Annotated in this window: 22 protein-coding genes; 8 read left to right on the forward strand and 14 right to left on the reverse strand. The window is 36.8% G+C overall.

The genetic code is table 11. The features are described 5' to 3' along the window. Window positions 1-246 precede the first annotated feature (246 nt). From rsgA to H6W52_RS17870, 6 genes are all read right to left on the reverse strand, one after another. Window positions 247-1,173 carry a ribosome small subunit-dependent GTPase A gene (rsgA, locus tag H6W52_RS17845; protein ID WP_087709826.1) on the reverse strand — a complete coding sequence of 309 codons (927 nt, stop codon included), beginning with the start codon at window positions 1,171-1,173 and terminating at the stop codon, window positions 247-249. Between the two features lie 164 nt (window positions 1,174-1,337). Then, window positions 1,338-2,417 carry a chorismate mutase gene (locus H6W52_RS17850; protein WP_076390562.1) on the reverse strand — a complete coding sequence of 360 codons (1,080 nt, stop codon included), beginning with the start codon at window positions 2,415-2,417 and terminating at the stop codon, window positions 1,338-1,340. A gap of 488 nt (window positions 2,418-2,905) precedes the next feature. Then, the gene (locus tag H6W52_RS17855; RefSeq protein ID WP_116099897.1) at window positions 2,906-3,493 is read right to left on the reverse strand and encodes a hypothetical protein; all 588 of its coding nucleotides are present in this window, start codon (window positions 3,491-3,493) and stop codon (window positions 2,906-2,908) included. A 32-nt stretch (window positions 3,494-3,525) separates the two neighbouring features. Then, window positions 3,526-4,611 (reverse strand): DNA polymerase III subunit gamma/tau, encoded by a 1,086-nt coding sequence (dnaX, locus tag H6W52_RS17860; RefSeq protein WP_116099896.1) that lies wholly within the window; start codon window positions 4,609-4,611, stop codon window positions 3,526-3,528. A gap of 98 nt (window positions 4,612-4,709) precedes the next feature. Continuing rightward, window positions 4,710-5,339: a TetR/AcrR family transcriptional regulator gene (locus H6W52_RS17865; protein WP_087709820.1), complete on the reverse strand. Its 630-nt coding sequence runs from the start codon at window positions 5,337-5,339 to the stop codon at window positions 4,710-4,712. 7 nt (window positions 5,340-5,346) lie between these two features. Next, window positions 5,347-6,606 (reverse strand): aminotransferase class I/II-fold pyridoxal phosphate-dependent enzyme, encoded by a 1,260-nt coding sequence (locus tag H6W52_RS17870; RefSeq protein ID WP_116099895.1) that lies wholly within the window; start codon window positions 6,604-6,606, stop codon window positions 5,347-5,349. A gap of 843 nt (window positions 6,607-7,449) precedes the next feature. On the opposite strand from H6W52_RS17870, the gene H6W52_RS17875 reads away from it, so the two are divergent. Beyond that, window positions 7,450-7,782 (forward strand): hypothetical protein, encoded by a 333-nt coding sequence (locus H6W52_RS17875; protein ID WP_116099980.1) that lies wholly within the window; start codon window positions 7,450-7,452, stop codon window positions 7,780-7,782. On the opposite strand, the gene H6W52_RS17880 is transcribed toward H6W52_RS17875, so the two are convergent. Further along, on the reverse strand, window positions 7,768-9,351 hold the full coding sequence (locus H6W52_RS17880) for a Na+/H+ antiporter (RefSeq protein WP_116099979.1): 1,584 nt from the start codon (window positions 9,349-9,351) through the stop codon (window positions 7,768-7,770). The two genes, H6W52_RS17875 and H6W52_RS17880, sit on opposite strands and share 15 nt — an antisense overlap. Window positions 9,352-9,547: 196 nt before the next feature. Here H6W52_RS17880 and H6W52_RS17885 point away from each other — a divergent pair, with 196 nt between their 5' ends. Further along, window positions 9,548-10,741: an MFS transporter gene (locus H6W52_RS17885; protein ID WP_116099978.1), complete on the forward strand. Its 1,194-nt coding sequence runs from the start codon at window positions 9,548-9,550 to the stop codon at window positions 10,739-10,741. Between the two features lie 242 nt (window positions 10,742-10,983). Beyond that, a complete protein-coding gene (locus H6W52_RS17890; RefSeq protein ID WP_076390434.1) occupies window positions 10,984-11,400 on the forward strand; it encodes a hypothetical protein in 417 nt (138 codons plus the stop codon). Between the two features lie 52 nt (window positions 11,401-11,452). Here the strand turns inward: H6W52_RS17890 and H6W52_RS17895 are convergent, their stop codons facing one another. The 6 genes from H6W52_RS17895 to H6W52_RS17920 form a co-directional block, all read right to left on the reverse strand. Beyond that, window positions 11,453-13,177 (reverse strand): DUF4041 domain-containing protein, encoded by a 1,725-nt coding sequence (locus H6W52_RS17895; RefSeq protein ID WP_116099977.1) that lies wholly within the window; start codon window positions 13,175-13,177, stop codon window positions 11,453-11,455. A gap of 144 nt (window positions 13,178-13,321) precedes the next feature. Continuing rightward, window positions 13,322-13,738 (reverse strand): hypothetical protein, encoded by a 417-nt coding sequence (locus H6W52_RS17900; protein WP_116099976.1) that lies wholly within the window; start codon window positions 13,736-13,738, stop codon window positions 13,322-13,324. A gap of 12 nt (window positions 13,739-13,750) precedes the next feature. Then, entirely contained in the window at window positions 13,751-14,461 is a 711-nt protein-coding gene (locus tag H6W52_RS17905; RefSeq protein ID WP_116099975.1) for a glycohydrolase toxin TNT-related protein, read from the reverse strand. Window positions 14,462-14,562: 101 nt separating this feature from the next. Beyond that, window positions 14,563-15,666, reverse strand: coding sequence for a lysine-epsilon-oxidase maturase LodB (gene lodB, locus H6W52_RS17910; protein ID WP_116099974.1), 1,104 nt, complete (start codon window positions 15,664-15,666; stop codon window positions 14,563-14,565). 1 nt (window position 15,667) lies between these two features. Then, complete coding sequence (gene lodA, locus H6W52_RS17915) at window positions 15,668-17,710, reverse strand: CTQ-dependent lysine 6-oxidase LodA (RefSeq protein WP_116099973.1); 2,043 nt, start codon at window positions 17,708-17,710, stop codon at window positions 15,668-15,670. Between the two features lie 285 nt (window positions 17,711-17,995). Further along, window positions 17,996-18,796 (reverse strand): Cof-type HAD-IIB family hydrolase, encoded by an 801-nt coding sequence (locus H6W52_RS17920; protein WP_116099972.1) that lies wholly within the window; start codon window positions 18,794-18,796, stop codon window positions 17,996-17,998. A 308-nt stretch (window positions 18,797-19,104) separates the two neighbouring features. Between H6W52_RS17920 and H6W52_RS17925 the strand changes: the two genes are divergently transcribed. The 5 genes from H6W52_RS17925 to H6W52_RS17945 all read left to right on the forward strand — a co-directional run bounded on the left by H6W52_RS17925 (window position 19,105) and on the right by H6W52_RS17945 (window position 25,051). Further along, the gene (locus tag H6W52_RS17925) at window positions 19,105-19,548 is read left to right on the forward strand and encodes a hypothetical protein (RefSeq protein WP_116099971.1); all 444 of its coding nucleotides are present in this window, start codon (window positions 19,105-19,107) and stop codon (window positions 19,546-19,548) included. Continuing rightward, window positions 19,545-21,608: a GMC oxidoreductase gene (locus H6W52_RS17930; protein WP_116099970.1), complete on the forward strand. Its 2,064-nt coding sequence runs from the start codon at window positions 19,545-19,547 to the stop codon at window positions 21,606-21,608. The genes H6W52_RS17925 and H6W52_RS17930 overlap by 4 nt, the downstream gene beginning before the upstream one ends. Before the next feature lie 5 nt (window positions 21,609-21,613). Further along, window positions 21,614-23,104, forward strand: a complete 1,491-nt coding sequence (locus tag H6W52_RS17935) for a ferritin-like domain-containing protein (RefSeq protein ID WP_116099969.1) — start codon at window positions 21,614-21,616, stop codon at window positions 23,102-23,104. Between the two features lie 69 nt (window positions 23,105-23,173). Beyond that, the gene (locus tag H6W52_RS17940) at window positions 23,174-23,980 is read left to right on the forward strand and encodes a hypothetical protein (protein WP_116099968.1); all 807 of its coding nucleotides are present in this window, start codon (window positions 23,174-23,176) and stop codon (window positions 23,978-23,980) included. A gap of 33 nt (window positions 23,981-24,013) precedes the next feature. Continuing rightward, window positions 24,014-25,051: a heme-binding protein gene (locus H6W52_RS17945; RefSeq protein WP_116099967.1), complete on the forward strand. Its 1,038-nt coding sequence runs from the start codon at window positions 24,014-24,016 to the stop codon at window positions 25,049-25,051. Window positions 25,052-25,123: 72 nt separating this feature from the next. On the opposite strand, the gene H6W52_RS17950 is transcribed toward H6W52_RS17945, so the two are convergent. Next, window positions 25,124-25,585, reverse strand: a complete 462-nt coding sequence (locus H6W52_RS17950) for an Lrp/AsnC family transcriptional regulator (protein ID WP_087709790.1) — start codon at window positions 25,583-25,585, stop codon at window positions 25,124-25,126. Window positions 25,586-26,381 lie beyond the last annotated feature (796 nt).

Here is a 26,381-nt window from a genome sequence, read left to right on the forward strand (position 1 = left end):
CCAGCTTCGGCTGGGTTTTTTATTGACTGTAATTCCCCAAAAACTACACCTAACTTCAAGATTTTTAAATAATTAAACTCCTGTTTAAGTTTTTACCGGCTGAATATTAAGCTTTATTCATCTTAAATCCAGATTTAATACTGAATTAAAATGACAAGAAACTTTTTACCAAAGCAAGAATTTTTGGCACAAAAAATTATTCATTATACCAAATAATGATGAAGAAATGATCGTAGAAGGTTAAAATTATTTTTGGGAAGCTTCTTCCGCCTCTTCCATTAATTTAATATAGGTAGAATATCTTGAATGCTGAATTTCTCCGGTTTCCAGACCATCAATTACCGCGCATTTCGGCTCGTTAATATGAAGACAGTTGTGGTATTTGCATTCTTCTCTTTTTTTGAAAATCTCCGGAAAATAATGCTGAACTTCTTCTTTTTCGATGTCGATCATGGCAAATTCACGAACTCCGGGTGTATCGATTACGTTACCGCCAAAATCCCAGAAATGCATCTGTGCAAAAGTTGTGGTGTGTTTACCTTTTAAATGCGTATCGGAAATTTCAGAAGTTTTCAGGTTAAGTCCCGGCTGCAAAGCATTCACCAGAGTAGACTTTCCACAACCTGAATGTCCGAAAAAAACTGACGTTTTGTCTTTCAGCAATTCCTGAAGCTGTTCCAGATTTAATTTTGAATAAGAAGAAATTTCCAGAGCATCGTAGCCGATTTCATTATAAAGAAACTCAATATCCTTTACAATTTCGATTTCTTCTTCATGCAGAACATCAATTTTATTGAATAAAATTAAGGGAGTAATATTGTAGGCTTCGCAACACGCCAGAAAACGGTCTAAAAATCCAAGGGAAGTTTCAGGATGTTTTAATGTGAAAATAAAACAGGCAAGATCGATATTTGAAGCGATGATGTGTGCTTCTTTCGAAAGGTTTACAGATTTTCGGATGAGATAATTCCTGCGGGGCTCGATCTTTGTAATCCACGCAATATCATCCTGTTCCAGTTGAAATTCTACAAAATCTCCTACAGCAAGAGGATTGGTAAGTCGTGTTTTAATCAGCTTAAATTTTCCGCGAATTCTTGCTTCGAAGATTTTCCCGGTTTCCATTTCCAAAACCTGATACCAGCTTCCTGTAGATTTAATGATTTTTCCTTTCATACTGTAAGATGCTGCAAATATAGGAAATTTAGTTTGAGTGTTTTAAAGTTTTAGAGCCGGAGAGCTTTTATAAAAGTCATCTAATTACTTTTTCACTCTCCAACTCTAAAACTCTCCTACTCCAAAACTCTCCCACTCTAAAACTCTCTCACTCTAAAACCAGATTATCTGTTAATCATAATGCTGTTCTGAACCTCGATAGACTCTTCGTGGATCGCTTTGAACACTTTTTCTATGAATTCTTTCGTCATTCCGGTCTCAACAGCTTTTTGAGTTGCGTATTCCGTAATTTCTTTCCAACGTTCCGGCTGGAAGATGGCAATATCATTCTCTTTTTTAAGCTTTCCGATTTTTTCAGAAATTTTCATTCTCTGCGCAAGCATTTCAATCAGTTGAAAATCTATATCAGAAATTAACGTTCTGTGTCTTCCCATTTCTCCTTCAAATCCTGCCAATCCTGAATTTCTCACTTTTAAGTTCCCGATTAATTCTGCCAGAACCTCCGGTGTAATCTGTTGTGCAGCATCACTCCATGCTTCATCCGGATTGCTGTGTGTTTCTATAATGGCACCTTGGTAACCTACGTTTAAAGCTTCCTGCGTAATGTCTGCCAAACCAGTTCTGTTTCCGCAGATGTGTGAAGGGTCGATCAGCATCGGGATATTTGGGAACTGGCTTTTAAAATCCAAAGCAATTTGCCAGTTTGGATTGTTTCTGTACTTTGTTTTCTGGTATGTAGAAAATCCTCTGTGAATAACTCCCAAGTTGGTAATTCCCTGACCTAAAAGTCTTTCCAAAGCTCCGATCCACAAAGCAAGATCCGGATTTACAGGATTTTTTACCAACACGGTTTTGTCTGTTCCTCTCAATGCCTGTGCAATTTCCTGAACGGTAAAAGGATTTACCGTAGAACGCGCCCCGATCCAAAGAATGTCTACATCTGCTTCCAAAGCTGCGAAAACGTGGTGTGCATTGGCAACTTCCGTCGCTGTTTTGAAACCGTATTCTTCCTTCACTTTTTTCAGCCAGTTCAGACCGATTACTCCTACTCCTTCAAATCCGTTCGGTTTTGTACGCGGCTTCCAGATTCCTGCACGGAAAACCGGAACATTGGCATTGGTTTCCCTAATTCTTTTTGCAATTTCCAGCATCTGTGCTTCACTTTCTGCACTGCATGGTCCTGCAATCATCATGGGCTGCTGGAATTCATTAATCCATTCGTTTTTTAAGTCTTTTAAATTCATATTTTTAATTTTACTATTATCGTTATTGTTCATATTCAAACACAAAAAAGCATTATAAAATTACTTTATAATTCTTTCTAAAAAATGCCGTTAAAATTTTTTAAAGGAATCAGGAAATAAGAAGAAATCTATAATTCCTGTAGATTTTTTTGAAAGAAATTTATACTAGCAGTACCAATAATAAAATCGATAATACGTTCTGAAATTTCTAAAATACGGAAAAGAAAAGCCAAATTGCCCGCTAAAAAATTCAGCAGGAGCAAATACAGATTGATATGACTTTATTAATTTTTCCAAAATAGATGTTCTATTTCTAGATTTTCGGTTTACATTTTAACTGAAAAAGCTGCGTTTTGTTTTTCAATTATCTGACAAATATATAAATTTTATTTAAAAAAGAGTTTCATGTACCCTATTTTTTTAAAATAAAAATTGTGAAACTTTTTCTTAAAGATTTTTCTGCAGTAAAAATTATTAAGGAACAATAATTATGTTAAATCGAATTTCATCAGATCATCAAGATCTTTCAGCAAAGGATTTAATTTAACAAACTTTTCGAACTTTTTTCTTGGAGTCATTACTTCTACTTTCAGATTTTCGGCATCTCTTTTATATGCAACCTGAATGGAATGATTGTGAACTTTCGTTTTAAAATGATTAAAAAATTCACGGCTTACTTTATCAAATTCAGCTTTTGCAGAATCCGAAGGAAACAGAACGGTAATTTCATTTTCTCCGGATTTTACCATTTTGAAAGATTTAATGGCATTGAAAATAATGGCATCTTTTCTCTGGAGCTGCTTGAGAAGTAAATTCCACTCTGCCTGAAGATCTGTTTCGGTAAAGTGATTTTGGGGAAGCTGTTCTGTTTTGGCTACAACTTTTTCTTCTACAACAGTTGTTTCTTCTTTGTTTAAAAAAGAACTGATGCTGAAACCTGAAGAAATTCCGGTTCGCGACAAAGGTTTTGAGGTTTTTTTGATCTCTGTGACAACGGGAAGTTCCGGACTTTCAGAGGGTTGTTCCTGTTTAGGTTTCTGCTCCTGAGTTTCCGTAGGTTTTACGGGGATTTTCACTTCCTGCTTCTCACTGAGAAACGGAGCCAGAATTATAAACTTTTTTTTTTAGCAACGTCTGAATTAGCCGTCAAAGAAGCCAATTGCATTAAAGCAATTTCTACCGTAAGTCTTGGATTTTTGGAATTTTTATAATTAATGTCTGCATGATTGCAAATCTCAATAGCATCAATGAGCTGTTGAGGATTCCATTTCTGGGCCTGTTCTACAAACTTTGTCTTGGTCTGTTCTCCTACTTCTATCAGATCTATGGTTGAAGTATTCTGTGCCATCATAAGGTCTCTGAAATGACTTCCCAATCCTGCGATGAAAATATGAGGATCAAATCCTTTTTTTACAATTTCATTGAAAGCGGAAAGAACTTCGGGAATTTTATTTTCTTTGGCTAAATCTACAATTTTTAAGTACTGATCGTAATCCAGAATATTTAAAACTTCTGCGGCTTTTGCTAAAGTAATGTTCTTCTGGGAAAATGTAGAAAGCCTGTCGAAGATGGAAAGTGCATCTCTTAAAGCTCCGTCTGCTTTCTGGGCAATAAGATACAATGCATCATCTTCGTATTGAATATTCTCTTTCTGAGCGATATTCCTAAGATGTCCCTGAATGTCTTCAATTACGATTCTTTTGAAATCATAGATCTGACAGCGGGATAAAATGGTAGGAATAATTTTATGCTTTTCGGTAGTCGCTAAGATAAAAATAGCATGAGCAGGCGGTTCCTCAAGTGTTTTAAGGAAAGCATTGAAGGCTGCAGAAGAGAGCATATGAACCTCGTCGATAATATACACTTTATATTTACCAATCTGAGGCGCAAAACGTACCTGATCGATCAATTCTCTGATATCGTCCACAGAATTATTCGATGCAGCATCCAGCTCATAAATGTTGTAGGCAAAACCGTCTTCCGAAACTGATCCGTCCTTTTCATTGATCTTCCTCGCCAGAATTCTGGCACAGGTAGTTTTCCCTACTCCTCTCGGACCACAGAACAGCAGTGCCTGAGCCAATTGATTTTCTTCAATAGCGTGTTCTAAAGTATCCGTAATATGAGACTGCCCAACAACAGTATCAAACTGCTGCGGGCGATATTTTCGTGCAGATACGATAAAATTTTCCATTGGTCAAAAATAAGAAATATTGTTGTAACTTAAAAATGAAATTCTTTTAAATTACTTTTAAAATAACTCTGTTCTGACAATAGTAAACTTTTCTCATATTATCTTTCTTCGTAAGCAAAATCGATGATTTCGGTAATCGCCTTTTCTATTTCTTTTCTTCCTTCATCACTTTTCAGATCTATTCCGCAGAATATACTTGCATTGTGAGCTGTGTAAAGGTTAAGATAATAAGCTCCGGAAACCAGAAGTGCTGCAATGGCACGATACCTTGTAGATTTATCCTTAAAATGCGGATCTACAATATTCGTGAAAAGCATTTCTCCCATTTCTTCTCTCTCATCGGCCACTTTTTTCAGAATCGGTTTGCTTTCTGATAATCCCCAAAGAATAATCTTCTGAAGTTCTTTGTTTTTCTTGATGTGCTCAAACTGGTTAAGAATGGCAACTTTAGAAAGCTCTTTACCTCCGTCTGAAAAATCCACATGGATATTATCCTGGTTCATTTTGCTCCAGTAATCCTGAGATCTGATGTATTCGTCGATAAGCTTTTCGGTGCTTCCGAAATATTCGTAAATTAATTTTTTATCAAAGCCTGCCACTGCTGCTATTTTACTCACTTTCAATCCTGAGTACCCCTTGGTTCTAAGGATTTTTCCAACAGCAGCAAGCAATTTTTGTTTTGTTTTTTCTTTGTCCCGTATAGGGCCCTGTACAACTTTTCTTGGCATTTGTTATTTATTTTTTTGCAATATGCAACTTTTTATTGATATCCTCAAAGGCATTGAGGGTTTTATCAAGATGTTCTTTATCATGTGTTGCGGTAACACTCATCCTGATTCGGGCATCTTTCCTGGCTACAGCCGGATAAATAATGGGGTTTGTATATACTCCGTGTTCCAGAAGCATTCTTCCTACATCGCCCGTTATATGCGGATCTCCGATCTTTACGGGAACAACTGCGGAACATGTTGTCCCGGTATCCAGCCCCAGATCATTCAGTCCTTTTTTAAAGTAATTGATGTTTTCCCAGAGTTTTTCTCTCCATTGTGGTTCTTCATCTATCAGTTCAATGGCTTTTATAATTCCTGTAGCCGTGGAAGGAGGCGTTGTTGCTGAAAATATCTGCTGTCTGGACTGGAATCTTATAAAATTGGTAAGGCTTTTATTGGCGATTACATATCCTCCAAGGTTACCGAATGTTTTACTGAAAGTTCCCGTAATAATATCTATTTTATCCAGCAATCCTGTATCTTCAATTGTACCTCTTCCTGTTTTCCCTAAAATACCTACTCCATGAACATCATCAACCATGAGATAGGCGTTATATTTTTTTACTAATCTATAAATTTCTTCAATAGGAGCGGTATCTCCATCCTGAGAATAGACACCGTCTATTACCACAAGCTTTGTACGAAACTGCTTTTCCGATGTTTTCAAAATCTGTTCCAAAGCCTCCAGATTGTTGTGCGGAAATGTTTTTCTGTTGGTAAGAATACATCCTTCATATACACTTGCATGTACTGCCATATCTACAATTGCGATGTCTTCTTTCTGCAACAGGATCTGCAATGTCGCACTGTTTGTTGTGTATCCTGTTGTAAAAATCACAGCTTCATCCTGAGAACGCCCAAAAAAGGAAGCAATTTTAGCTTCTAAATCGTTGTGGTAAGAATAATATCCTCCAATAAGTGGTGTTGCCGCCGTTCCGGTTCCGTATTTTTCTACTCCTTCAATTGCTGCCTGCTTTACTTTCGGGTGTTGTGTAAACCCTAAGTAATCACTTGTAACAAAGCTTACAAATTCTCTGGTTACGTTGTGAGTTCCCACATTCATTACAGAACTGCAACCTGTATTATTCTGCAATCTGTAGTGATGACGTCCGTTTGATTTCATGTATTCCAGAAAGTCATAATAAATGTCTGCACGCTCCATCATATCGAAGCCGGGAATATTTTCGAAATCCTTAAAAGTTGCTGTTGAAAAGTTAATGTCCATCCTTAATTTTTGTTAGCTGTTTAATGTTAAAACAAATATAGTATTATTTTAAAAATATATAAATTTATTTTCTATTAAAATTTATTATGCATAAAATATTTGTATTAAATAATCTTAAAAAACCTTTATATCTTTAAAATAATTTAAATATTAACAAAAAAAGAATAAAACAAAAATTTCCTCAATCGCTTAAAAATTAAGCAATTAATAGGATATGTGTTTGGTAATGATTTGGTAGAGAAAATTTACAACTTTTGCTGCAAAATATCATTGAAAATCAGAAATAAAAAAAGGCTGAAATCTATTTTTTGGGAACTTCAGAATCAGCCTTTCTTAACATTTGTCCTTTTAGAATGTACCGTCCACATTTTTTAAAGCCAAATCATTTAATTCAGTCTTTAAAAAGTCCCATTAAGAGAAAAATTTCAACATTTCAATTAAAATCACCATTAATGGAATTATAGCAAATATAAATATTTTTTTTAACATAATTTAAGATTTTTAAATATTATTTTAAGAAAAATAATTTAAACATACCACAATAATATCAATCATAAATAATAAACTCAACAAAATATCACACATATTCTGTGTTTTGTTACAAATTTTCAATACATTTAACAAAATAATAAAAATTGGTTGGATATTTGAAGTGTAAAAATCAGCAGCCAATCTTATCGTTCAATCACTCACTTAAAGTAATTATTATGATCATTCAATATTCTTTTCTTACAGACTATATCATCCGTATGATGAGAAAGTCGTTTACCATACCCGTCAATTGATCTGCAATTATCATCAGGTGTTCTGAAACTATTTTCAATTAAAAAAACTTCCACTATCATGATTTTTGAAGAAAACCATTCTGTATTACAGGATCATCATAATCTTTCCTATATAAAAAATGTGATCAATTTTCACGGCGATAAATCTTTTATTCTTAATTCTTTACAGAAAATAAAAAACAACACCATCTGTAAGATCAAAAGAAAAACCATTAATAAGCTGATTAAAGAATATACGCATCATCTTAACCAATATATTGAGAATGAGGATATTGATTCTAAACCGGAGAATTACGAGCTTTCGCCTGTGTACGCAAGACAGTCGTATGAAAAAGTGTTAAAAGAGGATGAATACCTGCAGAAAGTTTTAACTTTTTTAATGAATCAGTGAGAGTCTCTCTTCCTCCAGATCGATTTTCACAAGATGTCTTCGGATAAGATCTTCATCAAAATGCTGCTTTTTGTCGTAGTTTTGTTCAATCAGCCATGCTCTTTGGGCATTGAGAATATCAAGATAAGCCTCTTTAATTTCTGAGGATAGTTTAATATCGGAGTCTTTTTCCACTTTTCCTTTCCATTTTTCATGGATCTGCTGCAAAAAGATACTTTTTTCCAATAATCCGCTGTGATTTTTTCTGAGATGCTCTAAAGTCATTTTCGCCATTTCCCGACGGATAAGCTCTTCCGCTTCATCTTCAGGCAAATGATCGTTGTAGGAAGGGATTTCCATTTTTCTGATGAGATAAGGAAGCGTGAGTCCCTGAACCAGCAATGTCGTTAAAATCACAATAAACGTGATGAATAAAATTAAATTCCGCTGAGGAAAATCCGGACCATCGGGATAGAGTTTTACGGGAATTGAAAGTGCTGCTGCCAAAGACACTACCCCCCTCATTCCGGTCCAGCCCAACAGAATCGGAGCTTTAAATCCGGGACTTCTGTTGTCTGCAACCGTGATGAAGTTTCGGGCAATTAAAGTAACTACTACCGCTCCGTAAGCCGACAGAATTCTTACCACGATTAAAACAGCCGTTACAAGCAAACCGTATCCTACCGCAGCGTAAATACTTACTTCTCCCAAACCTGAAGTAATTTCCGGAAGGTCCAGACCAATGAGGATAAAAACCAGACCATTAAGTACAAAAGACAGACTTTCCCAGACATTCAGTCCGCGCAAACGTGATGAAGTACTGAGAAAATTATGGCGGTTATTGGAAAGCAGCAACCCGCCGCTTACCACAGCCAAAACTCCTGAACTGTGCGCTTCTTCTGCCGCAATATACATTAAATAAGGTGCAACAATGGTAAGAATTGTGTCCATATTGGCATCTGTAGGAAGCAGTTTATGTCCTTTCATGAACAGCCAGCCGATGATTAACCCGATTCCGATTCCGCCAATCAGCATCCATGAAAAGCTGAAAACCGCATCCTGCCAAATAAACTGACCGGTTGCAACGGCAATCATCGCAAAACGGAATATGATTAAGGAAGACGCGTCATTCAGCAGACTTTCTCCTTCCAGAATAGAAGACAGTCTTTTCTGAACTTTTACAAATTTAAGAATCGCTCCCGCACTTACCGCATCGGGCGGCGAGACAATTCCCCCCAAAAGAAATCCTAAAGCAAGAGAAAATCCGGGAATAAAATGATTGGCCACAAAAGCAACCGTCGTTGCGGTAAGAAATACAACAACAAAGGCAAAACTTCCTATAATCCGCCTCCATTTCCAGAGCTCCTTCCATGAAATTGCCCACGCTGCTTCATACAGCAAGGGTGGAAGAAAGATAATAAAGATAAGTTCGGGATCTATTCTGATGACCGGAACATTGGGAATAAAACTGATTAACAATCCTGCTACAACCAACAGCACAGGATAGGCAACCCTTATTTTGTTGGCGATCATAATAATAAAGACAATGGCAAGAATCAGTGAGAGATAAAAAGGAAAGTTTTCGATCATTTTTAATTTTTTCTGAATTAAAGATACGTATTAAAGTGAAAAACTGCCGTAAAAATTTAACCGGAAAATGCTGAGTTAATTTAAAAATTCAATAGAAAATCAATTAAAAAAAGACATTTTAAGGATTTAAAAAATTTCATCAATTTAGCAGATAAAAATAACTCCATAATTTTTTGCTTGATTTTTTAAGCACATCATGAATATTTCAGAAAAAGCAGACAGGAAAAGCAGACGGTTTTACTACATCAAACTGTGTATATTTTTATCGGGACTTTCGGTATTTGCGCAGCTTTATCTTTTTCAGCCGTTATTGCCAATGGTTGCGGAACATTTTCACAAAACGGTAGGCGACAGTTCCCTGCTTGTTTCTTCCTCCACAATCGGGATGGCTTTGGGACTTTTCTTTTTTGCGTTCCGCGCAGATAGTTTTTCGCGAAAGAAACTGATGGTTTTTTCCTTGATTGCTTCGGCAGTTTTAACCATCATTTCGACATGGATTCCGAGTTTAATGCTTCTTATTATTATTGGAATTATAAAAGGTTTTATCATTTCGGGAGTTTCTTCGGTGGCTCTGGCTTATCTTACAGAGGAAGTTGAAATTTCTGTGGTAGCTTTGGCAATCAGTATGTATCTCAGTGGAAACACGATTGGAGGAATGAGCGGAAGGATTTTGGCAACTCTTCTCGCCGGAGAATTCGGATGGAGAAATGCTGTTTTAATGATCGGGATTCAAAGTCTGATTTTGGGACTGGTGTTTTGGAGGCTTTTTCCGGATTCAAAATTTTTCAAGCCTCAGAAAACAGATTATCACCTGAAAATGAAGCAGATGAAAAGACTGATACGTGATTCTTACATGCTCCGACTGTATTTTATCGCCGCTTTGCTGATGGGAACTTTTGTAAGCATCTATAATTATATGACTTTCCGATTGGAATCTGATCCGTTTTCTTTGAACCATGTTTTTATTGCTTTTATTTTTCTGATGTACACTTTCGGTGTTTTGGGAACCATGATAACCAGCAGATTATCCGTAAGATTTGAAAAGAAATACATTCTAAAAGGTTCGATTTTCTTTTTGTTAACGGGACTTATTCTTCTTCTTTCAGAAAATATTTATATCGTTGTTTTCGGACTGGGATTGTTTACGCTATGTTTTTTTGCGGCTCATACTATGGCAAGCCAAATGACCGCGTTGCATGCTAAAGAAGGAAAATCTTCAGCAACTTCCATCTACTGGCTTTTCTATTATTTCGGATCCAGTTTTTTAGGAAGCGGTACAGGATATCTGCTCCACTCTACCTCATGGAATGTTTTTATTGGTGTATTAATTTCAGTCATTATGATCGCATTCGCATTAACTATTGAACATAAATCTCTGAAAACTGAATAATTAAATTTTTCAATTTAACATAATATACCACATAAGTACCACAAATTCAATCTTTTGCAAAATTGTTTAAAATTCATTATTAATCATAAGATAATGATTATCAACAAACTAAATTAAAATAGAAAATAATTCTTAACAATAGTTTAATTATTATTCCAAACATAAGGCATAGTATTTGCAAAACTTCTTACACAAGGCATTCACTAACCTTAGAATAATAACATAAACACCCACAAAATATTATGAACGTTGCAGATTTAAAAATTAAAAATCTAGTGGAATATAAAAATCAGATCTATACGATTACTGAAATATTCCAGAATGATGAAAAAGATTATTTTGTACAGATTGAAAATGATTTTCACAGTTTTTCTGTTCCGGCAAAATCAATCAAGCCTATCCAGATTACTGAAGAATGGCTGGAAAAATTCGGATTTTCAAGAACTTACAGTTCTGAACAGCGTATTCGCTACGAAAGACCTGAGACTTTCATCAAATACGATTTTGATCTGAGTTCCAGAAAAATTGTTGAAGGACTGAAAATCTACGGAAATTCTATCAAATGTAAGTACATCCATGAATTTCAGAACATTTTCTCCTGCCTGTTTGGAAAAGAACCCACTTCCATAAGTTATGGACTGATGCACACCGAATCTTAATAATATATACTTTCATTAAAAACCACAACTTTCGGGTTGTGGTTTTGTCTTTTTATTCCTCTTCCAATACTTCTTCTAAAGCTACAGGATCTGCTTCTTCCTGATATTGCTCCCACTCTTTTTCGAGCTGCTTATTGGTTTTCATTTCCTCTTCAAGCTTCAGTGTTTCGCGATATTGTCTGGCTTCTGCGGTAAGCGTCCATTTGCAGATAATTCCGGTATCTTCCAGATAATTTTTAATATCGTTAATTCCAAGTCTGAAAAATTCTTTCCGCGGATTGATTTTATTAAGCTGATTCTTTAAAAACTTTTTGTGAAGCTGTCTTTCCAAAGCCGGAGCATCATCAGAATAAATCATGGCGTGAACATCAAATTCAAACGGAACACTTGCGTCTCCAAGCTCACGAACACGATCCAGCGGTTCCAGACGTCTTGTCATTCCGATTTTGTAAACATCCTCTCCAAATGATCCAACATTTGAAATAATATAAACATTTCCGGAGCGCGTTTGCTGCGCCATCGAAATCGCTCTTTGATTTTTTTCTTCTGCAACCAGTAATTTCCCCTGAAGTTCTTCAAGTTTCTGCTGGAAAATAAGTCTCTGCTCTTCATTGGCTTTTGCGACTTGCGATTCAGCTTTTTCGATGAGTCTTTTTAGTGTTAATTCTTCTTTTTCGGCATCTTTTATGGCTTTTTCATATTCTCTTCTTGCTTTTTCTTCCTCCCGCATCTGTTCCCTGATCTGTCTTTGCTCTTCCTGTTCCTGCCATTTCAGTTCCTGAGCAATAACCGCCCATTTCAGTTCTTCAAGACGGGCTTCATGATATTCCACCGAAATTCTGGCTTTTCTGAATGCTTCTCCGTTGAAATTAACCAACTGAAAAGCATCGTCTATTTTCTGTTTCAGAATTCCGTAATTGTCTTTTTTTACTGAATTTAAAATGGTTTCAACTTTTCCGTTGTAAGCATCGATTACAAAGTCTATGGCAATATTTCTTCTGAATTCATCAATATATTCGCAGATTCCGGCTTGTCGGCTTGTGATCATCAATTTGTTACTCTGTCGAAGTTTTTTAAGATTTTCTCCGGCTTCTTTGTGGCTGAATTCTTCAGCAAGATCATCCAGCAAAGTGTAAGAAGGCACAATGTATTCGTTTCCGTAGCCTTTTATTACATTTTTCATTGCTTTTATTCTGTCGGCAATTTCATTGGCTTCCCGTAAACTTCTGTAAGCATCACCTCCGATGGCAAGTGCCTTGTCTTCAGCATTATCAATAATTCTTTTGGATTCTCTTACTGCATTCTCATACAACAGTTCAACTTCTCTGGTTCTTTTTTCTACAAGTTCCTTTGCCATTCTTTTCGACTCTTTCGCCTGAAGCTGCGCATTATCCAGCTCCGCCTGTGCTCTTTCTTTTAATTTTAAACTGTCTCTTTCTGCTCTTTTCAGAAGATATTCGCATTCTACCTGAACATTAATAATGTCCTGATATTTGCTTAAAGCATCATTTTGATTTTTCAATTGAATATTCTTTTCGTCCACCGAACGTTTTTCGATCTGCAGATTAGAAAAATCGGCTCTTAATCTCTGGATTTTGTCCTGTAAAGATCTTTTGTCTGAATTGAGGTTTGAAATCTCGGTTCTGAGCTGATTAATTTCCCTGTTAAGATTTGCAATCTGAGCTTCTTTCTCCGAAACCTGTTTTTTATTTTTACCCGATTTACTGGATGCAACAATCAGCAGAACCGCTAAAATAATGATGATTAAAATGTCCATATAATTAAAGTCTTTTTTTGATGATGAGATGAGGCAATAATACACTTTTAGAACATCTGCTGATTATGGTTTTCCATAAGTTCATAAAAAAAGTTCGGCTTCAAATCTTCGATTTGAAGCCGAAACACACCTTCTAAAAAAATATTATGCCTCTGCATATTCCCATACTCCGGAAACAGAAAGTATTTCCAGTCCCGGTTGTTTTTCGCCATAACTGAAAATTCCGATATATTTTGTAGCGCAGGATTCGCAGTCTGTCCCAAAATACAACGTTGGTAAATTATGAACTGTAAACTCTCCGGCATGAAGCATATTCTTTTGTGTCTCTTTTATCATTGAATTTTTAAGCAATTCGTCAACAGATAGAATTTTATTTTCATGATAAAGTTGAAAAACCGGAAAACCAGATTCGTAAGGAGTAATCTTCACCAGATTTTCATGACTGCAATTACAACAGATGAATTTCAGCTCCGCAGACGGACTGATTTCATCATTGATAAACGTATCTTTCGGAATAATTGCCTTATTTATAATCTGTATTTTCTTTGTTATTGCGTACATTTTCCGTTAAATTTATTGAATCACCATTCCAACCGCTGAAGGATAATTTCCGCTCGGACTTCTTTTTATCGTTACTTTAATATAACCTTCCTGCGCAAGTTTATTCCATGTTTTTGTGTAGCCGGTTGAAGGATCCAGAGGAATTTTCCACATCGTCTGTTTTCCCTTCCCAACCTGCCCGAACCACGGAATAATGTCTGCCGATTGTCCCTTGAAAGGTAACAAATTATTCAAAACTTCTATTTCGTAATAAAAATCATAGGCATTTTCCGGTTTGTTAAGAGCGCGTTGAGCAAAAGTGTAAACGTAGCCATTGATGATCGGACTGGTAAAATTTCCTCCCAGAGTGGGTGCTCCGGTTCCGCTGTACGTTCCGATTGCGCCGCTATAGCGGTCGTATTTTTGTCCGGCTGTGAAATCTGTATTATCTACAATATTATACCCTCCGTTTGCCGGCGGCCATCCTCCGTTCAGATTATTAACTTTAAAAACAGATTCCAGTTCGCTCCATTTCCCTTGTTTGTATAAATCGTAAATCTGATTTCTTAACGACTGATTTACCGTATTCGAAGGATCATAAGTTGCAGCGAGTTCATCAGCGTTTTTATAAAATACCGTGGTTACTTCACTGGGTGCATTTTCATCTTCTATGGTGGAAGAGCTGCACGCTACGGAAAACAGTACAACCGACAGAAACGAAATGTAATTGAGTAGTTTTTTCATATATTTCAATAATTATTAATTTTAAAAATGTAAAAGCAAAAAACAGCCTCACAGATCGTTATGAGGCTGCCATTACTAATTTAATTTCATATCCCAACCTCTTAAATCCTTTTTTTCCAAAACACAGCATCGCTCCAGCGCTGTTCTTTCTGATAAAAAAATGTCTTCGTTGTGAGATAATTATGATAAATTTTATTAATGTTTTCCTGATAGTTAACAAAAGTATTTTCGTGTCCTGAATCTGCATCAATAATCGCTTTTGCAGCATGACAGGCAGAACTTATGGCAAAACCGATCCCCATGGATGAAATAGGATCAAATGATGCGGCTGCATCTCCTACCGCCAGAAAATTTTTGCTTGAACGGATGTCTGCAATCTGAGAAAATGCATTTTTTACCCAGGGTTTTCCTTCGGAAGCGGCTTTTGATATTTTATGCTGAATGTGTTTTGTTTTTGATAATAATCTGCTCCAGTTTTCAGTATTTTCAAGCCTTTTTTCTTTAATAATCTGTGCATCGGAAAAAAAAGTAAGCGTCATCTTATGATTCGGAAGAGAAGCACAGTACCACCACCCGTCATCAATAGATTCTATCATGATGGTCTGCTCAATGGTCTGAGATTCATCAAAATAAAAAAATCTTCCGATCGCTGCAAGTTCGTCATACCGTTTTGACTGAACTCCTATTTTCCGGCATACACTTCCCATTCTTCCGGTTGCATCGATCAGATAATCTGCTTTTATCGTGAAGTTTCCTTTCGTTTCATGTTTTACATCTACCGTCCAGTGATTGTTTTCATCCTGATCAAAAGACAGGCATTTCGTTCTCGGAAAAATAATTCCGCCTTTTTCTGATACATTTTCCAGAAGAAGATAATCAAATTCTTCCCGGTTAAGCTGAAAACTCTCGGTTTCCGTATTGAAAATAGAATCACGAACCATCAGTCTTTCGCTTCCCCAAGCTGCAGTACTGCTGTGTCCCCTGATAAAATTATTCTGATCTAAAGCTGTCTTATCAATTCCCATATAACTGAGAAGATCAAAAATACTTGAGTTCACCTGTTCACCAATTTTTACAGATTCAAGACTGGTTTCTTCTACGATAACTACTTTCAGGTCAGAATATTTAAGCAGACTTAAAGCGGCGGAAGTCCCAGCTGGACCTCCACCAACAATTAATACATTAGTTTCTAACAAGTTTTGCATTTTATCTTCTGTTTCGCGTTCCTGAGCGAGGCAAAGGCATACGGTCTGCTGCAACAGCAATTTCTTTAAATCCAACTTCTTCCAGATGCTCCATCATCAGTCTGCCTTTCTCACTTCTTTCGGTAACCACCTGCGGTTTCTTTTCGATATAGAAAACAGGAATTGTAGTCTCATCATCTTCTTCATTTCCGCTGATCTGGCTTACCGGAACATTGTCATATGTAAATATTTCGTTATTTCTTTCAGTTTCCACAAAGAATGGGAAACCTACGCTGTGAGAATTTTTATCCCTGATAAATCCTAGCGCGTACCAGTACTGAACCATCTGCGTAAAACTGTTGATTCCACGTGCGTAGTTCATCTGCTGTCCTGCCGGAACATTGGTAGCCGACTGACCTTCAGCGGTAAATTCACCTACCAAAACATCCCATGGACTTTGAGGCGGCCACCAGTAAGAATAATACGTTGGAGGAAGCGGTGCAGGTGGAGAACCCGCTTTATTCACAGACGGATCTGTAAAATTAATCAGCTGAATCGTACACTGGAAGAAATCCGCCTGCCAAGGACAAGCCATTCTTTTGGTAAGATCTCCCGGTTCGCAGCCTCCGCCTTCACATTCGTCGCGAGACGGCGTTAAACCTTGTGCTGCATATTGCTGTTCGTTTCCGTATTGTAAAATTCTATAAGGATTTGCATAAATAATAGGATTCTGTAAATTCCAGGTTACTTCAATTCCCGGACACATCGGAAGTCCTACACAATTTCCTACACTTGCTGCATCCATTGCATTTACAGGATATTGTTCGTAATTCGGATCGCTTACAAAATTTCCGTTCGCCCACTGCTGCATCAGGAAAAGCTGAGTTTCATCCAATGCCATGAATTTCATGATATTCGTATTGCTCACCGAGTTGCTTCCTGAATTTAAAGGCATCATCGGGAAAATATCAGTTCCGTTTTCTTTCAGAAGCTGTTCCTGAGGTAAGTAAGGAGGAACCGGCGGCTGAGCATCATTTTGTCTGAAATATGAAAAATAATTCTGTCTATTCTGGCGGTTTGCCTCAGAATTGTCTGTAAAATCAAAAATATTGCTGGTAAAAGCCATCATCGACTGTACATTGGCAACCCATTGATATTTGCTGATTCTGTTGATAATCGGTAAAATATCTCTCTGGAAATTTGCCTGAAAGTTCGGATTATAATTTCCGTTGCTGTACATCTCAGGAACCAGATTGAAATTTCTTACCCCGACATCAAACATCGTGTCGCTTAAATTTGAAATATTCACAATTTCCGGCGCGAAATCCGGAGATCCGATAATTACCCATGCTGTAAGTGAAACGGAAGGCGTTCCGTCATTAAAGTTTACCGTACAGTAAACAGGTCCGTCCGAAATATCGTCGTGCCATGTACTGGAACCTCCATAACTTGTTAAAGGTAAATTTCCGCCCGCATGACCAAATCCTCCCAAAACAACCAGCCTTCCGGAATTATCTGTGAGAAGATCTCCCAACGTAACCACCGGAACACCGTATAAAACTTTCTGTGGAGGGTATTGTGCAGGATAACCTGCAGGAACATTGTTCTGATCGAATCCTATCGAACTTTGTTTACCGGAAATGGTTCTGGGTCCCGGATCGACGATTAAAGTTTGTCTGTCATTCTGCGGTACATCGGGATTTCTGAATGGAATGTTCTGATTTTCGTAGCTGTTTTCCTGACCGTACAACAGATTTCCCTGAAGCTCGCTGTACTGATACCACGCTGCTTTTTTATTTGCCAAATGCACCGTCCATTCGATAGAAGCTACGTTTGGAGTGTCTAGGGTGATTTCTTGTCCTGTGTCTGAAAGGATTTTAAAAGGCTGTCCCTGTCTTTTGATAAGACCTGCAGCATCTTTAAAGGAAGTAATCGGACCTAAGGAATTTCCGTTGTTATCGGCATCAAACGGCAGACCACCGATGGTGTCCGGAGACAGGCAGATTTCAGTTGTGCTATTCCCTAATCGGGCAACACCTACTGATGGGTGAATTGATAGATTCATGGTTTAATTATTTAGTTTTCCCTACTCTTTTATTGGCTTTTCGGTTCCGCCTTTTATAAATGGTTGTTTAGTTTGTTTTACAAATATCACTCGCAAAAAGCAGCAATTATTCAGATGATAAATTTAAAATAATTTTCTCATATGTTGGTGAAATTATTATAAATAAATTGAAAATTTTAAATTAACAGCAATCATAAACAGTTTAATATTATTAATTAAACGTTTAATAAGCAAAAAACCTTCGGATATAAAATCTGAAGGTTTAAATTATTATAAATGAAAGTTTTAATTGATGTTTAAATAGTCTTTAATTACTTTAAGAACTCCAAAATGATCATTAGATCCGGCTTCAAAACTTGCCGCTTTTTTTACCAGAGGATGCGCATTCTGCATCGCATAAGAATATTTTGAATTTTCAAGCATCTGAATATCATTCATATAATCTCCAAAAGCCATAGTCTGCTGCGGAGTAATATCCAAAGCTTTCTGCAGTTTTTCCAGTGCCATTCCTTTATTAATATTCTTATTCATGATATCCAGCCAATACTGACCGGAAACCACTACCTCCAAATCATATTTTTCAAAATCTTTTAATACAGGATAAACGTTTAATTCCGAACCGCCGGAATGATATACCGCAACTTTAAAAATACTGTCATCAATTTCCTGCGTAAGATCTTCCTTTCTTTCATTATCTGTATAAAACTGGGAAACGTAATCTATAAAATCCTGATTATCGGTTTCAAAATATGCTTTTTTCTTGCCGGACAAAACAGCAATTGCTCCGGGAATTGTTCTGATTGCTGCGATAATTTCCGTGATATATTTTGGATCAAGCTGATCTGCAAAAAGCTCTTCATTTTTGTAAATAACGTACCCTCCGTTTTCAGCGATGAACGCCATTTCACTTTCTATCTCACCAAAATATTTGGTAATCCCGAACATCTGTCTTCCGCTCGCAGGAACAAATAAAATATTTCTTTTCTTCAGCTCTTCATATATTTTCGGAAATTCCGGACTTACTTCATGGGAAGAATTCAGAAACGTTCCGTCCATATCTGTCACAATCATTTTAATATCATTCATAAAAATATTTTACTGTAATTCTAATTTATAATACAAAGATATTGCTATTGTTTTAAATTACAGGTTCTCAATTTTACGAAATGATTAACAGAAAATCATATTGATAAATTTCGATTGATAAAATCGTTTATTTTATAATAATCATCAAAACAAAACATTTACTTTTGAAAGATTCTAAATAAACAACATTTATTCTAATCAATGTGAAAAATATATAACTTTATAGACGAAAATTAGATAACCCAATTTACCTGATAAATAAAATTATCTAAGCATAAAAACTAAAACTTTAACCATAATTCAACGAGATGATTATCAACAAAATCCTCAACGTCGACGATTACTATTACGACGTGTTCATGGCTATTTCAGAATCCCTCACCGGATTTTCCGTGAACGAGCTCCAATCTACAGGCTTAGCCGAGATTTATTACAAGTACATTCTCAACCAGATTGAAACTGCCACTTTTATTGAATTTCTGAATATTTCTAAAAATGTTCTGGAAAATTCGGCAAGTCAGGATCAGCTGAAAATTGCGATCACCGCAGAAATTATTGCCAATCCCGCAACTCATGAAATTGCCCAGAGTGTAATTACCCTTTGGTATATGGGAACCTGGGAAGGCGCTTACGTAAACGACAGATCTTACAAAGAAGGTCTCATATGGACGGTAATGCATGCGCATCCGCCGGGAGCAAAACAGCCGGGCTTTAAATCTTGGGAAACAAAACCTGTAAACAGCAACTCATGAATCAGACAGAAAAACCTCAGCAAAAGAAAGATGTAATCATCGTAGGAACAGGAATCGCAGGATCTTTGATTGCCAAACTTTTAACAGATCACGTTTTTGATGCCGATGCAAAAAAAATGATCCACCGTTCCGAAACGGACGACTCCAAAACGTATAAAGAACTATCAATTTTAATGTATGAAGCAGGATTGGAAGCCGGGATAGAACTAGATTCTGCTACCTCAATGGTTACTTACAACGATTACATCCGTAAGTTTTACATAGAAGAAGCCAAAGTTCCGAATTCACCGTATCCGAATCTGAAACAGGCTCCCTCTCCGAATGTTCTGGATATAGAACCGATTGTTCCGCCGTTTCCGGATAAAAAAGGTTATCTGGTACAGTTCGGTCCGATGCCTTTTGCAAGTGATGCCATTCGTGTAGGAGGCGGAACTACACTTCACTGGCTCGGAACTACCCCAAGAATGCTTCCGAACGATTTCAGACTGAAGGAACAATATGGCAGAGCGATGGACTGGCCAATTGATTATGAGACATTAAAGCCTTATTATGAAATGGCTGAATTTGAGATCGGTGTTTCCGGAAACGTTGCAGCGCAGGAATATCCTATTAAGGAAAGTATTGAAGAATATTATGGTAAAAATTATGTTTTTCCGATGGAAGAAATTCCGCAGAGTTATATGGATCATCAGATTATTAACGGATTGGCAGGAACTTCGGTTCAGCTCAACTTTGAAGAATATCCGATAATGCTTGTTCCGTCTCCGCAGGGAAGAAATTCTACCCCGAATATTGCTTACGGAACATCCAAAATAGTGAAAGCTGAAGCATCAGAATCGGGATATACTCTGACTTTAAAAAATATTGAAAGCGAAGAATACAAAGCTTTAGGAGCTGTATGGAATCCTTATATGGGAGAACGTTGTGAAGGAAATGCATCCTGCGTTCCGATCTGTCCGGTTCAGGCAAAATACAACGCTCTGAAAACGCTGAAAAAAGCTTTATATAAAGTTAATAAAAACCAGAATCTTCAGAGAAATCATAATATTCAGGTTCAGGCACAAAGCGTAGTGTACAAACTGAGTGTAGATGTAGCAGATCAGGAAAAAATCTCTAAAGTTCATATCAGAAGATATATTTCAAGAGAAAAAACAGAATTTGTAGAAGAGGTTATTGATACAAACGAAACAATCGTTATTCTTGCTGCTAATGCTTTTGAAAATCCGAAAATTCTTTTAAATTCGAAATACACTGTTTTCGAAAACGGGCAAAATGTTGAAAAAACCGTTGCCAACAGAAGCGATCAGGTGGGAAGAAACCTGATGGATCACATGGTAATGCTTACTTGGGGATTATTTCCGGATCCTGTTTATTCTTACAGAGGTCCCGGCTCCACCACCAACATTTCGTCTTTCCGTGACGGAAATTTCAGAAGCGAGTTTTCTGCATGGATCTCTCCTCTTGACAACTGGGGATGGAGCTGGCCGGCTTCTTCTCCGGGATCAGACCTTTCAGAGTTTTTAAATGACGGTCTTTTTGGAGAAGAACTGAAAGATGCATTAACACACAGACTTTCCAGACAGGTGCTTTTCCATTTTGAAATAGAGCAGCTTCCGAATCCTGATAACCGTGTAACTATTAACGACCAATATCTGGATGTATTGGGAATTCCGCGTCCTGTTATCAATTACGGGCTTACAGAATACGAAATGAGAGCAATGGAGCAGGCAAAATTAGCTTCCGACCAAATGTTTGCAAGACTGGGTATTGAAGATTTCACCAAATACAATGCGACAGACAATAATACTTTTGTATATAATAATGTAAGATATTCTTATAACGGAGCCGGACATATTGTAGGAACCCACAGAATGGGCGACAATCCGGACGACTCTGTAACGAACAGCTATTGTAAATCGTGGGATCATCCGAATCTATACATTGTAGGAGCCGGAAATATGACGACTTTGGGAACTTCCAACCCTACTCTTACTTTATCCGCATTTACCATCCGTTCCGTAGAATCTATTCTGAAAGATCTGGAAAACATATTAAAATAGAAAACATGAGACAAAGACTAATCAATAAAACAGAACCTCAGGAAAACAGCAGCCTTCTAAGAAGTTCTTCAGATAAAAATACCATCTTAGACGAAGCCATTTCTTTACAGTCGTTATTATTTGACAACACAAACAGTAAAGAAAACTGGATTGAAGGAATAAAATACCACAGTAAAAACGTAACCAATCTTTTGCTTAACAACCAGATTGATGCGTTTAACGAATATCTTAGATCACAATTTGGCGGTGAAGTTCCGGAAATTAATCCGAACGCAGATTTCTCCGGAGAAAAGGCGTTTCAGGTAAAAAAAGGATTAGAGAATCTAGATTACCGTCCGATTTTACAGGATTTGCTTCAGACTGCGATTTTAATCGAGCATTCCACAATTCCTCCATATTTAACGGCTTTATATTCTATTAAAGACGGAACGAATATTCTTCCTTCACAGATCATCCGAAGTGTAGCGGTAGAAGAAATGCTTCACATGATTATGGTTTGTAACGTGATGAATGCAGTGAGCATTCAGCCTTCGGTAAACAGACCGCAGAATTATCCTAATTACCCGATGAAACTACCATTGAATGTGGATTTCTACGTAGGTCTGGAAACATTCTCATCCAACAGTATTGCAACCTTTATTGCCATTGAAAGCCCAAGTAATCCTTTGGTAAAAGCACCGAAATACGATTATGACGCACAACCGGAAGCCATGCTTTCAAGAGGTGCCGTTCAGGAAAATAATTCATGGACCTTGGAAAACATGAAGGATTTCATCATGAAAAATGTTCATACCATTGGAGAATATTATGATGTGGTGTTCTTTTACATTGTTGTATTCCAGATTATTGCCTATTATAAAGCAAACGGAAAACTACCGCAGACTTTTGAAGAATTAAATAAAGGCGGAATTTTTACCGGAGATCCCACGAAACAGATCCGTCCGGAACAATACTACGGAAGCGGCGGAAAACTGTATCCTGTTGATGCATTAGAAGGCGTTATTCTTGTTTTTCAGGAAATTAAGGGACAAGGAGAAGGCGCGGATGATTCTATTTTCGATGTAGATCCTTCACAGTTTGAGGAAGGTGCGGAACTGGCTCATTATTTCAGATTTAAGGAAATTTTCCATGAACATTTTTATTTAGGGGGAGATTACAGACCGTTCACCGATGAAAACGGAATGATGCCTGTAACCACTCCACCGGTTGGGAAACCGCTTCCTGTTGACTGGAACGCAGCGTATCCGATGAAACCGAACCCTAAAATGTCAGATTACCAGTCGAATCCGCAGTTATTTGAACAGGGAAAACAATTTAATATTACATATAAAAAGTTATTGGATGCAATTCAGGCTGCCGTAGAAGGACATTCTGAAGAACTGGCAAAATCCATCATGTATATGTATGCATTGAAAGAGCAGGCAATCGGATTGATGAGCCAGCCATTGACTTCCCAATACAACGCAGGACCAACTTTTGAGTATCCTTCTAACTAAAAAATAAAACTAAAGCCCGTTTTTTTTAATTAATGGGCTTTACAATAAAACTTTAACAACTAATTTACCATGAGCAATCAATTACCTCCAATTCCGAAAGGATTCGGACTTCCCTTCTATTACGCGACACTTTTTAATTTCGAAGTTGCTTTTCTTGTAGACCGCGAAAAAGTTTTAAAACACCTTGAAAACACAGGGCTTACCGCTTCGAATTTTGACGGAAAAGCTATTGTGAGTTTTAATTTTCAGAACTACACAGGTCAGTTTCCAAACGGAGCAAGCACAACTCAGGAAATTGAATTGAATATTGTCTGCTATCCTGAATCTCAAAAAGATACCGTTGCTTTTGTTACCGCAGAAGAATATCTGAGAGGGGAAGAACAAACGAAATTAATGGGACATAAACGCGTTCATGTTCCCTGCGATGCAGATATGGCGATACAGGCCGGAATAGAACTGTTCGGAGAGCCGAAATTCAAAACAACTTTTACCATCAATATTCCTTCCCTTAACGTTCCGGGACAAAATACATGGACAGTAACCTGCAACGATCCTGAAAACAGCGAAGAAACCATTTTCACCTGTAAAGCAGATTTCGCAGATCTTATTCCTGAAATGTCGGCTTTTTCGCCTATTACAGAATACGGGCAGAACGAAGGAAAACTGATTGGCTGCCGATGGAATATTTTACAACCTACGAATTTGTATTTCCTAAATGCCGAAGAAAGCAAAAAAAGAGTAAGCATGGAATATGGAAACTCCGAACATCCGATGAAAAAAGATATGGAAATCCTTATCGGAAATACTCCAGCTTTCGCGGTAAGATCCAGCATGTCGGCTCCGGCAGCCATTCAGACAAGAGCATATTATATTTAATTAAACTAAAACTTAACCATAAAACCCATCATTATGAATTTAGAAAGTAAAGTAAGAGGCTTAACTTTGGGAGCACAGGTTCTTCCGTTACACAAAGTTGCATCATCAGATCTTGGAGCTCTGGCTCCTCTTGTAGGTGTCTGGGAAAATGTACAGATTCCGGGAAGTGAGGCTTCTTCGGGTTGGAACACGATTTCCGTACCGGGACAGGATACGGGCTTTGTCTTTGAGGTCATTCCTTATACAGAAACACTAACTTTTAATCCTGTTGTCGTACAGGCAGGAAACAGAGGCCCTGTTGTAAAAGGACAACAGGTTGAACAGTTAATTTTCGGATTATTGTATGAACAGCAGATCGTAAGTGCATGCGAAACAAGCTTTTGTAACGACAGAGGTTTTCCTAAAGGTTCAACCATACACGTAGAAACAGGTTTGTTTCTTAATATAGGACAGCCGAACGGAGGTTACACTATTTCAAGAATGTCGACGATTCCTCACGGAAACTCTTTATTGGCTCTTGGAAGTTCTTTCGATGCAGAAAATCCGGGAACAGGCTTCTTTGATCCTGCTTCGTCTATTCCTACGATGCTGAATGGAGGGCCAATTACTCAACTGGGATATTCGGATCCGATTATCGGAAATCCTCAGTTTGCGGAATTTAATCAGGTAAATCCAAACGCTTTTCTTCAGTCTACTCTGGAAAGTTTAGTAGGTTCTAAAGGAGGAGTAACCAACATGACAGTGATTGAGATGTCTACAAACACTCCAGATGCGAATGGCGGAATTTTAAATATTCCTTTTATCCAGACGAATGTAAATGCAACCAAAATGGATGCGACTTTCTGGATCGAAGATATTACGGACAGCGATGGAAACGCAGATCAGATTCTTCAGTATTCGCAAACCATCAATCTTGTTTTTCCGGCAACAGGTTCTGCACAGCCGATTAACTGGCCTCACGTAACGGTTAATACGATGAGAAAAAGACAGGAAACAGAGATGCAGTTTAGAAGCATGGACGAAAATGAAGCTTTTGATCCTACCGCAGGTCTTACCCCAAGTGAAATTTAGGTTTTGTGATTTCATAAAAAAACCTTCGGAGAAATCCGGAGGTTTTATTTTTACACTGAAACAGCTTAAGAATTAAATGGTTAATCCATGTGTATTTTTTACCTGAGCCATCACAAAAGTACTGTGCGTGCTTCCGATGGACGGAACGGCTCCGAGAATATTAAAAACAAAATTCTGGTATTGCTTCATATCTTTCACGTATACCTTAAGCAGAAAGTCAAAATCTCCGGAAATACTGTAACATTCTGCCACTTCTTCAATTTCCATAATTTCTCTTTCAAATTCTACCGCGAGATAACTGTCGTTGCTTTTTAGTTTTAACTGGCAATATACAGTGAATCCCAAATTAAGTTTTTCAGCATCCAAAACGGCGGCATATTTCTTTACATATCCTTCCTGTTCCAGTCGCTTTACCCGTTCAAAAACCGGCGAAGGAGAAAGATTAACTTCTTTTGCCAGTTCTTTTACGGTTAGTTTTGCATCACTTTGGAGTAATCTGAGTAACTGTAAATCTTTACTATCGAGATGTTCCATAGAATATTATTCTTTTAGAGGTTATTATTCCTCCAAATATAAAGAATTATATTCTACATAATAACAATTTTAAAGTTTATTTTACTTAATTATATGACATTGATTATTGTTTTATTCTTAATCTCTATTTTTACTAAAACTAAAACACCAAGAATGAAGATGCTGTTACAAAATATAATTACAAAGACATACAAGTAAAAGGGAATATTTTATAGCAAGATCACTCTAATTATGGGGTGGTCTTGTTTTGTAACCCTTACTTTTTACAGTTTAAATCAATAAATATACATTTATCTGATAATATTAAAAAAAATATTTCAATTAAAAATACACATTTTTAGTTTAAATAATCTTAGGGACTACAGTTGCACAGGTTGTGCAACTGTTTTTTTTTGCTCTTTTAATAAATTTCAGGTATTGTATAGCCCTCCACTGTGGTTTACGAAGATTATCAAAACTATTACAATACTTAAAAAAGACTAAAAATAAACTATTAAAAAGAATATTATTCTATGAATAATTAATTTTCATTAACATTAAAGAAATTTTCACTTTTTATAAATAAAATTAAAGATTAATTTACTTATTTATCTTAAAAATATCAAAAACATATCCATTATACATACATTTATGCGAAAATTATAATTTTATTTTCTATTGATTTTTAATCAGACATTAAAATCATCTTCGGAAACTGTACACAAAAATGAAATAAGGTTATTGGATGTACTAATTTAGCGTCCAGTTAAAGTTAAGCATAAAACCTTAATTTTAACCTATGAAACGAGAGAGAAAA

The organism is Chryseobacterium sp. C2(2020), assembly GCF_014218915.1.
Lineage (GTDB): Bacteria > Bacteroidota > Bacteroidia > Flavobacteriales > Weeksellaceae > Chryseobacterium > Chryseobacterium mucoviscidosis.

What these genes read in the sequence shown, in the direction of transcription:
- H6W52_RS17865 (WP_087709820.1), bottom strand. Translation starts at nt 5,339, where the DNA reads ATGCCAAGAAAAGTTGTACAGGGCCCTATACGGGACAAAGAAAAAACA.
- rsgA (WP_087709826.1), bottom strand. Translation starts at nt 1,173, where the DNA reads ATGAAAGGAAAAATCATTAAATCTACAGGAAGCTGGTATCAGGTTTTG.
- H6W52_RS17850 (WP_076390562.1), bottom strand. Translation starts at nt 2,417, where the DNA reads ATGAATTTAAAAGACTTAAAAAACGAATGGATTAATGAATTCCAGCAG.
- H6W52_RS17920 (WP_116099972.1), bottom strand. Translation starts at nt 18,796, where the DNA reads ATGAATGATATTAAAATGATTGTGACAGATATGGACGGAACGTTTCTG.
- lodB (WP_116099974.1), bottom strand. Translation starts at nt 15,666, where the DNA reads ATGCAAAACTTGTTAGAAACTAATGTATTAATTGTTGGTGGAGGTCCA.
- H6W52_RS17950 (WP_087709790.1), bottom strand. Translation starts at nt 25,585, where the DNA reads ATGGAACATCTCGATAGTAAAGATTTACAGTTACTCAGATTACTCCAA.
- H6W52_RS17880 (WP_116099979.1), bottom strand. Translation starts at nt 9,351, where the DNA reads ATGATCGAAAACTTTCCTTTTTATCTCTCACTGATTCTTGCCATTGTC.
- H6W52_RS17870 (WP_116099895.1), bottom strand. Translation starts at nt 6,606, where the DNA reads ATGGACATTAACTTTTCAACAGCAACTTTTAAGGATTTCGAAAATATT.
- H6W52_RS17935 (WP_116099969.1), top strand. Translation starts at nt 21,614, where the DNA reads ATGAGACAAAGACTAATCAATAAAACAGAACCTCAGGAAAACAGCAGC.
- lodA (WP_116099973.1), bottom strand. Translation starts at nt 17,710, where the DNA reads ATGAATCTATCAATTCACCCATCAGTAGGTGTTGCCCGATTAGGGAAT.
- H6W52_RS17945 (WP_116099967.1), top strand. Translation starts at nt 24,014, where the DNA reads ATGAATTTAGAAAGTAAAGTAAGAGGCTTAACTTTGGGAGCACAGGTT.
- H6W52_RS17930 (WP_116099970.1), top strand. Translation starts at nt 19,545, where the DNA reads ATGAATCAGACAGAAAAACCTCAGCAAAAGAAAGATGTAATCATCGTA.
- H6W52_RS17940 (WP_116099968.1), top strand. Translation starts at nt 23,174, where the DNA reads ATGAGCAATCAATTACCTCCAATTCCGAAAGGATTCGGACTTCCCTTC.
- H6W52_RS17875 (WP_116099980.1), top strand. Translation starts at nt 7,450, where the DNA reads ATGATTTTTGAAGAAAACCATTCTGTATTACAGGATCATCATAATCTT.
- H6W52_RS17905 (WP_116099975.1), bottom strand. Translation starts at nt 14,461, where the DNA reads ATGAAAAAACTACTCAATTACATTTCGTTTCTGTCGGTTGTACTGTTT.
- dnaX (WP_116099896.1), bottom strand. Translation starts at nt 4,611, where the DNA reads ATGGAAAATTTTATCGTATCTGCACGAAAATATCGCCCGCAGCAGTTT.
- H6W52_RS17925 (WP_116099971.1), top strand. Translation starts at nt 19,105, where the DNA reads ATGATTATCAACAAAATCCTCAACGTCGACGATTACTATTACGACGTG.
- H6W52_RS17885 (WP_116099978.1), top strand. Translation starts at nt 9,548, where the DNA reads ATGAATATTTCAGAAAAAGCAGACAGGAAAAGCAGACGGTTTTACTAC.
- H6W52_RS17900 (WP_116099976.1), bottom strand. Translation starts at nt 13,738, where the DNA reads ATGTACGCAATAACAAAGAAAATACAGATTATAAATAAGGCAATTATT.
- H6W52_RS17895 (WP_116099977.1), bottom strand. Translation starts at nt 13,177, where the DNA reads ATGGACATTTTAATCATCATTATTTTAGCGGTTCTGCTGATTGTTGCA.
- H6W52_RS17890 (WP_076390434.1), top strand. Translation starts at nt 10,984, where the DNA reads ATGAACGTTGCAGATTTAAAAATTAAAAATCTAGTGGAATATAAAAAT.